Origin of the sequence: Aeromonas sp. 601039, assembly GCF_049174415.1 — a bacterium.
Lineage (GTDB): Bacteria > Pseudomonadota > Gammaproteobacteria > Enterobacterales > Aeromonadaceae > Aeromonas > Aeromonas veronii_A.
Genome location: NZ_JAAKTL010000004.1, coordinates 83,420 through 96,592, shown reverse-complemented (window position 1 = coordinate 96,592; position 13,173 = coordinate 83,420). Strand labels below are relative to the sequence as shown.

Here is a 13,173-nt window from a genome sequence, read left to right as displayed (position 1 = left end):
GCCCTGATGATCGCCCTGTTTGTGATCGTGGTGATGGCGCTGCTGGCGGCCGCCATGGGCCGTTTTCTGGTCGACAGTAGCGAGAAAAATACCGTGGAGGTACGCAGTGTGCGTGCTCTGCTGGCCGCCCAGAGCGGGCTGGAGATTGCTCTGTATCAGCTGTTTCCGAACCGGCCTGCTGCGCCATCTCCCCAGGATCGTTGTGACTGGATCAGCCCGACCCCCTCGTTCACCGGCGTTACCGGTCTGGTGCAGTGCCAAGTTGCTGTGCGTTGCACTCAGATTCCGGTGACCTATAACGGTGCCGTGACTAATGGCTATCGTCTCGAGAGTGTCGGAACCTGTGGTTCCTCTGAACTGGATAGTGCGAGTCCCGATTTTGCCGTGAGCAGAACTCTGATGCTTGAAGCGTATGACGGAGGCGGACAATGAAATGGGTATGGGCGCTTGCCCTCTTTACTGGCCATGTCTGGGCCTTCGACCCTATCGACACAGGCACGCTCTTTCCGGATGTGGTGCAAGGGCATCATGGCAACAACAATAACGTTTGCCATCAGATTAGCGGCTACCAGCTTAGCCAACTCAACAACGCCAAGATCAACGGTTCCGGCGGTTTGCCTCTCAACTTCTGCTCCATCCAGCCGGATCAGAACAATACGCCGCGCTGCGATGATGGTACTGGCGGCTACATGGTTTGTAGCGTTACTGGCAAAGATATCCGCGGGCTGTCCCTGAGCGGGAATAATGCTTTTCCCGCCATCACCTCCAATTCGACCCAGCTCTGTTCGTTCGGTTCGCAAACGGCTTCCAGTACCTCTTATGGTGCGATGACGGTAGAAAACTGCACTATGACGTTCCCCAGCCGCAGCACCTACCTGATCAAGACGCTGACAGTGCGCAACAACGCGATCCTGGTGCTGGGGGAGGGGGATTACTTCATCGACAAGCTGATTCTGGACAGCGGTACCATCCGTCTCTCAGGCAGTGGCACCACCCGGATTTTCGTCAATCAGGATGTCAAGCTGGTCAATACGGTCAATATCAATGCCAATAATCAGGGCAGTCTCATCTGGGTTAACTATAACGACATGGTGATCGACAACCGCACCACGTTTTATGGTTATCTCTATGCCGATGGGAAGCTCACCATGAACAATAATGCCACCGTCTATGGCAGGGTGACGGCCCGCTATCTGGCCATGGATGCCCAGTCCAGCATCAATGAAGCGGTACTTCCGCCGATGCTGACCTGTTTTGTCGACGGTTTCGAAAGCAGCCAGATCAACCCCGACAGTTGGGTCGTGGCTCAGCGCAACAACAGCACATTGCCATCGGTGCAGAATGGTCGCCTGCGTCTCACCCAGAACGTCACCAACCAGGCCACGTCGGCCACTTTCCAGCGCCTCTTCCCCGGTGCAGGTAACCTGGTGACGGTCGAGTTCGATCAATACGCCTACAAGACTTCCGGCACAAGCGGGGCGGATGGCATGGCGGTGGTGCTCTCGGATGCCACCCTGACGCCACAACCTGGTGCATTTGGTGGCCCCCTGGGATACGGTTTCAAGACCGGGATCAGTGGTTTTGCGGGCGGCTGGCTTGGTGTCGGGATCGACGAATACGGCAACTACGCCAATGAGGGGGGGTCTTATAATATCGGCTCCCGACCGCAGGCCGTCTCTATTCGCGGATCCGGCTCCGGTACCTCCGGTTACCGCTACCTGGCCGGAACCGCCAGCAATCTCAACCCGACCGTCGACAGCGGTACCAACAGCAATCGCCCCCACCGCTATCGCATTACGGTCGACTCTCGCACGGCGGGCAACTCGGTGGCCACCGTCGAACGGGATAGCGGTGACGGGTTTCGTACGCTCGTTGGTCCAATCAACATGACGAGCCAGACCGGCCAAGCGACAGTACCGGGCAACTTCCTGCTGTCATTGACTGGGTCCACCGGGTCGGTGACCAACTTCCACGAGATCGATAACGTGCGGATCTGTGCGCTGCGTTCCAGTCCAGTGGGCACCCAGATCGATCATTTCGAATTCGATCACAGCGGCAATGCGCTGACCTGCAACCCTGAAACCCTGACCATTCGGGCCTGTGCCAATGCCGACTGCAGCCTGTTGGTGACCGAACCCGTGACTGCCACCCTGCAACCCGCAACGAGTAGCAGCGGTGGTTGGGTGGGAGGCAATCAAGTGAGCTTCAGCGGAGGAACCACCACGCTGGCGCTGCGACAGAATACCGCCGGTACGGTGACCGTCGGGGTCAGCGGCTCGACGCCCTCGACCAAACCGTTGAGTACCACCCTGTGCCGGGTTGGCGGTGGCGCCAAGAGTGCGGCTGCCTGTACGCTCACCTTTGCCGACAGCGGATTTATCTTCGACGTGCCCGACACCTACTCGAACCAGCCGCAGACGGTGACCATCAAGGCGGTCAAAAAGAGCGATGTGACCAAGCAGTGTGTGCCGGGGTTTGCCAGCCAGACCAAGAGCGTCAAGTTCTGGAGCAGCTATATCACCCCCACCAGTAACCCCTATAACAGCCAGATGAGCGTCAACAGCAGTACGATTGGTGCCAGTCAGGGGGCTGCAACGCCGCTCTCCCTCGTATTCGATGCGCAGGGGCAGTCGACCATAACGGTTAAGTACCCGGATGCGGGCAAGGTGCAACTGGATGCTCGTTATGATGGTACTGGCAGTGAAGCCGGTCTGGTGATGCTAGGCGCGGATCAGTTTGTGGCTCGCCCGGTCGGTCTGTGCATCACGCCCCCGCAAGGGGTCTGCGCGGCAGGTGACAGCAGCTGTCCGGTATTCAAAAAAGCGGGGGAAACGTTCCAGGTAGATATCAAGGCGATGGCCTGGGAATCCGCCAATGATGGGGATATCTGCGTAGGGAATCAGACTACGCCCAACTTTGCCCTGCCCAATATTGCTCTGGGCAGTACGCTGGTGGCACCCAATCCGGGCACTAATGCAACGCTGGGTACTACCACCTATAACCATGTTGCTGCGGCCAACAGTATCAATAGCGTTAGCCAGACTGTGAGCGAGGTGGGAGTATTCCGGATGACGGCGACGCCGCCAGTCAATGGCTACTTCAATTACACCATCCCATCAACCCAGAGCCAGCCGGTGGGGCGTTTTATTCCTGCCGACTTCAATCTGGTGAGCGGCGACATAGTGCCAGCCTGCAATGCGTTCTCCTATATGGGGCAGCCCTTTGGCGTCATGCTGGATGTGCTGGCTCGTAATACGATGGGCGTACAGACCCGAAACTATACGGGGCCCTTTGCCAAGGGCGAAGCCTATCTCTCGGTTGCCAATGATAAGGATGGTAAATCCCTGTCGAGCCGCTTGCGCAGTCTGCAGCCGCTGCCATGGCTCGATGGCCGTGCGGCCTTGACTACCGGTAGCAGCGAGTTTGTGCGCCTCTCTGGCACGCAACCGGATGGTCCCTACAACTCTTTGTTGTTTGGTCTGTATATGAGGGATAACGATGGCGACAGAACGCTGATTGCCAGCCCGAATTTCAATGATGCCGTGGTAGGTAACTGCAGTGGCAGCGGCTGTAATGCCCGTCAGATAGACAGTGTGCCTATGAAAGCCTATTTTGGCCGCCTGCAGGCGGGCACGGCGGCGGGTCTGGCCTCGGCACCGCTGGCCATTCCACTGCAGATGCAATATTACGAAGGGGGCAACTGGCTGCAAAACAAGGAAGATCAATGTACCCAGTTCTCTTTGGCCAATCAGGGGTTCACTTTCCTCAATCCGAGTCACACCTTTGATGCGGCGACTCGCGAGCTGAATCTGGGGGCAGGTCGCAAGATCAAGCTGGGATTGGGCAGTTCGGCACCGGGTGGGGATGCTGCACTGGCGAAAGACGGGGAGATCCTGTTCCACTTTGCCAAGCCGGACATCTCGGTGCGCATCCCCTACAAGGTCGAATTGGCAAAACAGCCATCATCGCCACTCTGGTTGTCTGACCCAACGAGTGCCAATGACGGCAACCTGCAAGGTGAGGCCATTTTCGGCTCCAGCCGGGGTAATGACAGAATTATTTATCGGCGCGAAGTATTGCAGTAATTGATGTGTAAGGGGGGTTGGCTCAACAGCATCCCCCTAAATCCTTGTTTATTAGTGTTTGCAAGCGTGTGCGAGTGAGTGATGACTCGCATTTTTGTCGCGCCTGATTGATTGGCGACAGTTTGAGCGCTTGCCCATTGGGGTGGGCATTGGTAAAGTTAGCCGGTTTTCTGCACCTCCAAATTCTTAGGATTTCCCGTAGCCATGTTCAAAAAGCTCAGAGGCGTCTTTTCCAACGATCTGTCGATCGATTTGGGAACTGCCAACACCCTGATCTATGTAAAAGATCAAGGGATCGTCCTTAACGAACCCTCAGTTGTCGCCATTCGCCAAGAGCGCGGGAACGCCAAATCGGTCGCTGCTGTCGGTCATGCCGCCAAGCAGATGCTGGGCCGTACCCCGGGCAACATTTCCGCAATCCGCCCGATGAAAGATGGCGTGATCGCCGATTTCTACGTGACCGAGAAGATGCTGCAGCACTTCATCAAGCAGGTTCACGACAACAACTATTTCCGCCCCAGCCCGCGTGTGCTGGTGTGTGTACCGTGCGGTTCAACCCAGGTTGAGCGTCGCGCCATCAAGGAGTCCGCACTGGGCGCCGGTGCCCGCGAGGTCTACCTGATCGATGAGCCTATGGCTGCTGCCATCGGTGCCGGCCTGCCGGTATCCGAAGCGACCGGTTCCATGGTGGTTGATATCGGTGGTGGTACCACTGAAGTGGCCATCATCTCCCTGAACGGTGTGGTCTACTCCCAGTCAGTCCGTATCGGTGGCGACAAGTTTGACGAAGCGATCATCAGCTACGTCCGTCGCAACTACGGCAGCCTGATCGGTGAAGCGACTGCCGAGCGTATCAAGCACGAGATCGGCTCCGCCTATCCGGGCGAAGAGGTGCGCGAGATCGAAGTCCGTGGTCGCAACCTGGCTGAAGGTGTACCGCGCAGTTTCACCCTCAACTCCAACGAAATCCTGGAAGCGCTGCAAGAGCCGCTGTCCGGTATCGTGGCCGCCGTCATGGTGGCGCTGGAGCAGTCTCCGCCGGAACTGGCTTCCGACATCTCCGAGCGCGGCATGGTGCTGACCGGTGGTGGCGCTCTGCTGAAAGATATCGACCGTCTGCTGATGGAAGAGACCGGCATTCCTGTCGTCGTGGCCGAAGATCCCCTCACCTGTGTGGCCCGTGGCGGCGGCAAGGCGCTGGAGCTGATCGATATGCACGGTGGCGATCTGTTCCACTACGAATAAGACCCAAAGCCGGCCAGCGTGCCGGCTCTTTTTTGACGACCCATGAAACCCATTTTTGGTAGAGGCCCTTCGCTTCAGTTACGGTTGTTTCTCGCCGTCATCATCTCCATCGCTGCCATCGTCGCGGATTCCCGCTTCGGTGTGTTTACCCATGTCCGCGTCTACCTCAGTTCGTTAGTCAGTCCCCTGCAATACATGGCCAATGCGCCCGGTACCCTGCTCGACACCATGTCGACCCAGGTGCAGACCCGTGCCGATCTCATCGAGCAGACCAAGCAGCAGGAGCAACAGCTGTTTACCCTGCGCTCTCGCCTGCTCAAGATGGATCATCTGGAGCACGAGAACCAGCGTCTGCGCGAGCTGCTGGGTTCACCGGTGCACAAAGAGTCCCGCAAGATGGTGGCTGAGCTGCTGTCGGTGGATTCCGACCCCTTCAGCCATCAGGTGCTGATCAACAAGGGGGCGCTGGATGGCGTCTATAACGGTCAGGCGGTGATCAACGATCAGGGGGTGATTGGTCAGGTGCTCCACGTGGGCTCCACCACCAGTCGCGTGCTGCTGATCACCGACTCCAGCCACGGTATTCCGGTGCGGGTGCTGCGCAACGACTTGCGCGCCATCGCCTCCGGCAGTGGCGAGCTCGACAAGCTGGAGCTGCGCAACCTGCCGCGCAACACCGATATTCAGGTGGGGGATCTGCTCGTCACCTCGGGTCTGGGTGGCCGTTTCCCGGAAGGTTATCCGGTGGCGACCGTGACCCGATCCGAATATGTGGAGGGCAAGCCCTTCGCCCAGGTCGAGGCCAAGCCGCTGGTAGAGCTGGATCGGCTGCGTTATCTGCTGCTGCTGTGGACCGACAAGAAACCCGAAGTACATGATGATGAGAATGGCGAACGGGTGGCAACGGCTGCCTCCGCCGCTGGAGCCACTCGCTGATGCTGCAACCCGCCAGCGGCAGGATCTGGATCTGGATTTCGATCCTGCTGGCCTTGAGCCTGTCGATCCTGCCGCTTCCTTTCGAATTTGATCCATTCCGTCCGGACTGGCTGGCCATGGTGCTCATTTACTGGGCACTGGCCTTGCCGCACCGGGCCAATGTCGGCACCGCCTGGGTGGCCGGCCTGCTGCTGGATGTGCTGCTTGGCAGCACCCTCGGTGTGCGGGCGATGGCGATGGCCATCACTACCTATCTGGCCGCCTTCCAGTTCCAGAAGATCCGCAACTTTTCCCTCTGGCAACAGGCCCTGATCATCGGTGGGCTGTCGCTGGTGGGCAAGCTGACGGTGTTCTGGGCCGAGCACCTGTTCAGCCGGGCCAGCCTCAACTTCGCCTACTTTTGGTCGATGTTGACGACGATGCTAATATGGCCCTGGGTATTTCTGGTGCTGCGCAAGGTGCGGCGCCGCTTCAATATCAGGTAAATATGAGCAAAAACAACGAACTGCAACTCTATCTCGCCTCGGGTTCTCCCCGTCGTCGCGAACTGCTGACCCAGCTTGGCTACCGTTTTGATGTGCTGAAACTGGATGTACCGGAGCAACGGGAAGAGGGGGAGAAGCCGCAAGATTATGTCTGTCGTCTCGCTCGCGACAAGGCGATGGCGGGTGTGGCGTGTGCGCCGACAGCGTTGCCGGTGCTGGGTGCCGACACCATAGTGGTGCTGGGGGATAGGGTGCTGGAGAAACCGTCCGATCTGCTCGATGCCAAGGATATGCTGGAGGCGCTCTCCGGCAAGGTGCATCAGGTGATGACCGCGGTGGCGCTGGCCAGCCCCGAGCGTTGTGACGTGCGACTGGTCACCACCAACGTGGCGTTTCGCAAGCTGGACGAGGCCGAGATCGAGGCTTACTGGCAAACCGGCGAGCCCTGTGACAAGGCCGGGGCCTACGGCATTCAGGGTATTGCCGGCAAGTTTGTCAGCCGTATCGAAGGGAGCTACAGCGCCGTGGTCGGCCTGCCGCTGCTGGAGACGGATCTATTGATCAAGCAGCATCTGGAACAACACAAGTAATTTTCCGTCAGCTGTGCTCTGCTGCGTTCTTCCTTGCGCGCGTTGTACCGGATTGGCTGTATAAGAATTCAAAACTGGAACAGGCAAGGTTAGTTATGTCGGTAGAACTGCTGGTTAACGTTACCCCCTCCGAAACCCGGGTCGCTCTGGTCGAAAACGGTCTGCTGCAGGAAGTGCATGTAGAGCGTCAGGCCAAACGCGGCATTGTCGGCAACATCTACAAAGGCAAGATAAGCCGGGTGCTCCCTGGCATGCAGGCAGCCTTCGTCGATATCGGCATGGACAAGGCGGCCTTTTTGCACGCCTCCGATATTGTGCCCCATACCGAGTGTGTGGCGGTGAAGGAGAAGGAGCAGTTCCAGGTCGGCAATATCGCCGAGCTGGTGCGTCAGGGGCAGGACATCATGGTGCAGGTGGTGAAAGACCCGCTGGGTACCAAGGGTGCCCGTCTCACTACCGATATCACCTTGCCTTCCCGCTATCTGGTTTTTATGCCGGGCAGCGCTCACGTCGGCGTCTCCCAGCGAATCGAGTCCGAAGCGGAGCGGGAACGCCTCAAGCGCACCGTGGCCGGTTATGTGGATGAGCTGGGTGGCTACATCATCCGTACCGCCGCCGAAGGGGTGGGGGAGCAGGAGCTGGAGCAGGATGCCGCCTTCCTGAAGCGGCTGTGGCGCAAGATCCTCGAGCGCAAGCAGAAGTATCCCCCCTGCAAGATCCTCTACGAGGATCCCAGTCTGGCCTTTCGGGTGGTGCGCGATTTCGTCGGTGCAGAACTCGACAAGATCCGCGTCGACTCGCGCCAGAGCTTCGATCAGCTCAAGCGCTTCACCGAAGAGTACGTGCCTGAGCTGGCCAGCAAGCTGGAGTACTATCCCGGCGAGTCGCCCATCTTCGATCTCTACGACGTGGAGAACGAGATCCAGCGGGCGCTGGAGCGCAAGGTGGAGCTGAAATCCGGCGGCTACCTCATCATCGACCAGACCGAAGCCATGACCACGGTGGATATCAACACCGGCGCCTTTGTCGGCCACCGCAATCTGGAAGAGACCATCTTCAATACCAACGTCGAGGCGACGGCGGCCATCGCTCGTCATCTGCGCCTGCGCAACCTTGGCGGCATCATCATCATCGACTTCATCGACATGCAGTCGGAAGATCACCGCCGCCGGGTGCTGCACAGTCTGGAGCAGGCGCTGTCGAAGGACAGAGCCAAGACCAACGTCAACGGCTTCTCCCAGCTGGGCCTGGTGGAGATGACCCGCAAGCGCACCCGCGAGAGTCTGGAGCATGTGCTCTGCTCCGAGTGTCCCGAGTGCAAAGGGCGCGGCCGGGTCAAGACGGTGGAGTCGGTCTGCTTCGAGATCCTGCGGGAGATCATTCGGGTCAATCGTGCCTACGATGCGGATCAGTTCACCGTCTATGCGGCCCCGGCCGTGGCCGACTACCTCCATGGCGAGGAGTCCCACAGTCTGGCGGAGCTGGAAGTGTTCATCGGCAAGCAGGTGCGGGTAGTGAGCGAACCCCTCTGTGGTCAGGAGCAGTTCGACGTGGTGATGATGTAATTGGTCTATCGCTGGCTGAGTCGGGGCTGGTTGGCCCTGGGGGTCCTGTTCGTACTGATGGCCATGCTGGTCACCTTGGTACGGGTTGGGGGCCCTTTGCTGAATCAGTATCGAGAGAGCCTGATCCACACTCTGCTCGGCGATTCGCAAATCAAGGTCAGCGTCGATCAGATTGGGCTGAGCTGGACACAATCCGGCCCGGCCCTCGAACTGCAACAGCTCGCCGTTGCCCCCGACTCCAAACGCTACACCGTCAAGCTCGGCAAGGCCTGGGTGCATCTCGACTTCTGGCGCACCATTAACGAGCTCAAGCCGGTGTTTGGCGAGCTGATCCTGAACGATGGCGATATCACCATCGACTTGCGCCAGCCGGCTGACGACAGCCCCGCTGGCGATCCCCAGCAGGGGGCCCTGCTGCGCTTTCTGCTGACCCAGCTCTCTACCTTCGACATCCACAACACCCGGCTCAATGTCACCACCGCACTGGGTGACATGCGGGCACTCGATATCGCCCAGCTGCGCTGGCAGAACCGTGGCAAGCGCCATCAGGGGGTCGGCAAGGCCTATCTCATCAACGGGGTGGGCGAGAGCACCCTCGATCTGATACTCGATGTAGATACGCCGCAAGATCGACTCGATCGCCTCAAGGGGCAACTCTATCTGGGGGCCCGCCAGCTCGATATCACCCCGACCCTGGCCAGGATCCATGCTGGTGAACCCAGGGTTACCGGTCAGCTCGACTTCCAGCTCTGGAGCGAGTTTGACAGCGGCAAGCTGGGCAATACCCTGCTGGCGTTTGGCAACAACTACCTGATCTGGAAGGATCCCAAGAAAGGGGAGATGCACCGCTTTGGCCTCGATGGCGGCAAGATCCAGCTGCGTCGGGATGGCACCGACTGGCAACTGGCGAGCCACAACGTCACCTTCAAGCTGGACGGCAAACCCTGCTTGCAGAGCCGGTTGCAGCTGGAGCGGATCGGGGATCGGGTGCAGGGCTATGTGCCGCAGATCGATCTCGAGCAGTTTGCTCAGCTGAGCCAGCTGGTCTCCGCGATTTATCCTGCCCAGAGCGAGCTGCTCAAGCAGACCAAACCCAAGGGCAAGCTGACTGATTTGACCCTGCAGGCCGATGCCGGGTGGCAGGATATCTCCCTCAGTGGCGAGATCGCCAATGTGAGCCTCAATGCTTGGCACGACGTGCCCGGGATGAGGGATCTCAATGGAGAATTCTGGCTCACCCCCAAGGGGGGCAGCGCCAGATTGGCGCTGGCGAACGACAAGGTGGATCCCGCCCGTCACTTCAAGATGCCGATCCCGGTCGACAATTTCTCGGCCCGCCTCGACTGGTGGCGTGAGGAACAGGGCTGGGTGCTCTACGGGCAGGATATCGCGCTGGATAACCCGGATCTGACCCTGGCCAGCCGTTTCCGCCTCGATCTGTTCGAGCACCCCTTCCTGGCCTTGACTGGTCGCATCGATGTGAAGAATGCGGGCCATGCGGATCGCTACTTCCCGCTGCAGGCGATGGACAAGGGGCTGGTGGATTACCTGAGTGGCGCCATCAAGGGAGGCAAGGCCAAGGGGGCCGACCTGCTCTGGTATGGGGAGTTTCGGGATTTCCCCTACGACAATGGCAAGGGCATCTTCCAGGTGGCGGTGCCCCTCGAGCAGGCCACCTACGAGTTCTTCCCCGGTTGGCAACCGCTTACCGATCTGCAGATCGATCTGTTGTTCCAGAATGCCGGTCTCGATATGCGCAGCCGATCCACCAAACTCGGCAAGGCGAGCTCCGACTCGGTGCATGCCTGGATCCCGGATCTCTCCCCCGGCGCCCACCTCTATGTGGATGCCAAGGTGCAGGGGGAGGGCAAGGCCATCAGCGACTACCTGCAGGACTCCCCGCTGGGCAGTTCGGTAGGTCAGGCGCTGCGGGAGATCGAGATCCGCGGCCCGATGGCAGGATCGGTCAAGCTCGATATTCCTCTCGATGGCGAGAGCGAGGTGAAGGCGAGTGGCGATGCCACCTTCAGCAACAACAAGGTGCGGGTCGCCAGTCTGGATCTGCCGCTGGAGAAGGTCGAGGGGCGCCTCGAATATGACAACGAACAGACCCGTTTCAGTAACCTCAAGGCGAGTTTGTGGAACCAGCCGCTGACCCTCGACTATCAGGGGCGCCAGCATCCGGATCACTATCAGGTCGACCTCGATTTCAAGGGGCAGTGGGATAGCCGCCGCCAACCCGCCGCCATCTCCTCGTACGGTATCCTCAACGGCCGCAGCAACTGGGGCGGCAAGCTCGGGTTGACCTTGCCCGAGAGCAAGCCATTCAGCTTCCAGCTGGCGCTCGACTCCAACCTGCAGGGGATGGGGCTGGATCTGCCGCTGCCTCTGGCCAAGAGCAGCGCCAGCCGGCTGCCGCTCAAGGTGATCGCCCGTGGCCGGGATGGCAGCGCCGACATTCGCGCCGTGCTTGGGGCTGATGTGGATATGCAGACCCGACTGGTTTACGGCGAAGGGGTGCCTTATCTCAGCCGGGTGCGGGTCGATGTGGGACAGCCGGGTGCCCGGGTGCTGCGCGATGCCCCCATGCTGCTTGCCATCAACCAGCAGGAGGCTGACGTTGGCAGCTGGCTGGCACGACTCAAGCAGTGGCTGCCAGCGCAGAACCAGACCGGCAATGCGGTGGTTGGACCGGCCTTCTTGCCGCAGGAGTGGTGGGTGGATGGGCAGCTGGCTCGCGCCTATATCGGCAGTGCCACCCTCAAGGCGGTACGTTTCACCGTGGGGCCGACCAATCAGGCGACCGAGGTGATGATCGACAGCCCCGACGTGATGGGGGTGATCCGCCAGCCCGCAGTAGCCAATCGCCCGGTAGACGCCAAGTTTGCCCGCATCTTCTGGTCCGGCAAGAGTTCGGATCTCAGTCCGGATCCCGATGCCAGGCAGGATAACGCCATCATGGCCTCCATCCCCTGGCTGACATTCAGCTGCGTCGATTGCCGCTTTGGCGCATTGCCGCTCGGCGAAGTGAAAGGGGAGCTGGTGCCCGGCGCCAACAAGGTGACCCTCAAGGGACTGGATATGCGGCTGGCAGGTAGTCAGCTCACCGGCAGCGTCGACTGGCTGGCCGATGGCAACCGGATGGAGACCCGCGCCCGTGGCAAGCTGACTAGCAACAACAGCGAGCTGCTGCTCAAGCGGCTCGGCTACACCTCCCCCATCGGCGATGCCCCCGGCTCCCTCGCTTTTGATCTGAACTGGCAGGATGTGCCCTATCGCCCGAGCCTGCCGACTCTGGGGGGCAGTGCCAACTATCAGCTGGAGGGCGGCACCCTGCGCGAGGTCAACGACAAGGGGGCACGGCTGCTCTCCCTGCTCAGTCTCGACTCCCTGCTGCGCAAGCTGCGCCTCGATTTTCGCGATGTGTTCGACAAGGGTTTCTACTTCGAATCCATGTCTGCTTCTGCCACCATCAAGCAGGGGCAGGTCAGCAACAATGATTTCTATATGAAGGGGGCGGCAGGCAATCTGCGCGGCGAGGGGATCGCCGATTTGGTGCGCTGGCGGCTCGACTACGAGCTGAGCTTTTCCCCGAATCTGGGTGGCACCCTGCCGGTGGTGGCGGCCTTTTCCATCACGCCGATCACGGGTCTCTATGTGCTGGCCCTCTCCAAACTGCTGGAGCCGGTGGTGGATGTGGTGACCCGCATCGACTTTCGTATCTCGGGCCCGCTCGACGCACCCAAGCTGATTGAGGCGGGACGAGATCGCGCGCGCATCAAGCTCAACCAGCAGCAGAAAGAGGCGGTTGACGCCGTTGCCCCCGGCCTGCCGACCCAAGAGGTGACCCCTTTCCTGCTGAGCCCTAAACACGCGGGGCCCGCTCAGCGCTGAACGAGCGGCCCGGCACCATCACAAGGAGTGAGCCATGATCCGACATATCCTGCTGATCGCCTTCAAGCCGGGCACCCAGCCTGCCCAGATAGATGCGGTGCGTACCGCCTTTCTCGCCATTCCCCATCAGGTCAGCGGCGTGACCGCCGTGGAGTGGGGGGAGAATGACAGCCCGGAGGGGAGGGATGATGGCTTTACCCACAGCGTGCTGATGACCTTCGCCGACGAAGCAGCCCGCCAGCGCTATCTGCCCCATCCGGATCACGATGCCCTCAAGGCCATCTTCCGCCCGGTGCTGGCGCGCATCATAGTGCTGGATTACACCCTGCAGGCGGGGGATGCTGTCACCGTCTGATGGCCCAAGCGACAAGGA

General features: G+C 60.0%; 9 protein-coding genes. All 9 read left to right on the top strand.

Annotated elements, in window-relative coordinates:
- Positions 1–6: 6 nt before the first annotated feature.
- A complete protein-coding gene (locus G5195_RS05320; RefSeq protein ID WP_144716014.1) occupies positions 7–432 on the top strand; it encodes an MSHA biogenesis protein MshP in 426 nt (141 codons plus the stop codon).
- A complete protein-coding gene (locus G5195_RS05315; protein ID WP_421235918.1) occupies positions 429–4,085 on the top strand; it encodes a DUF6701 domain-containing protein in 3,657 nt (1,218 codons plus the stop codon). Before G5195_RS05320 ends, G5195_RS05315 begins: the two co-directional genes overlap by 4 nt.
- A gap of 204 nt (positions 4,086–4,289) precedes the next feature.
- Complete coding sequence (locus G5195_RS05310; RefSeq protein ID WP_005340051.1) at positions 4,290–5,330, top strand: rod shape-determining protein; 1,041 nt, start codon at positions 4,290–4,292, stop codon at positions 5,328–5,330.
- 42 nt (positions 5,331–5,372) lie between these two features.
- Positions 5,373–6,266 (top strand): rod shape-determining protein MreC, encoded by an 894-nt coding sequence (gene mreC / locus G5195_RS05305; protein WP_005342907.1) that lies wholly within the window; start codon positions 5,373–5,375, stop codon positions 6,264–6,266.
- The gene (gene mreD, locus G5195_RS05300; RefSeq protein WP_227341518.1) at positions 6,266–6,751 is read left to right on the top strand and encodes a rod shape-determining protein MreD; all 486 of its coding nucleotides are present in this window, start codon (positions 6,266–6,268) and stop codon (positions 6,749–6,751) included. Before mreC ends, mreD begins: the two co-directional genes overlap by 1 nt.
- Positions 6,752–6,753: 2 nt before the next feature.
- Positions 6,754–7,341 (top strand): Maf family protein, encoded by a 588-nt coding sequence (locus G5195_RS05295; protein ID WP_227341517.1) that lies wholly within the window; start codon positions 6,754–6,756, stop codon positions 7,339–7,341.
- A 95-nt stretch (positions 7,342–7,436) separates the two neighbouring features.
- Positions 7,437–8,906, top strand: a complete 1,470-nt coding sequence (rng, locus tag G5195_RS05290; protein ID WP_005340056.1) for a ribonuclease G — start codon at positions 7,437–7,439, stop codon at positions 8,904–8,906.
- Positions 8,907–12,800 (top strand): YhdP family protein, encoded by a 3,894-nt coding sequence (locus G5195_RS05285; RefSeq protein WP_421235917.1) that lies wholly within the window; start codon positions 8,907–8,909, stop codon positions 12,798–12,800.
- A 34-nt stretch (positions 12,801–12,834) separates the two neighbouring features.
- Positions 12,835–13,155, top strand: a complete 321-nt coding sequence (locus G5195_RS05280) for a Dabb family protein (RefSeq protein WP_421235916.1) — start codon at positions 12,835–12,837, stop codon at positions 13,153–13,155.
- Positions 13,156–13,173: the final 18 nt, after the last annotated feature.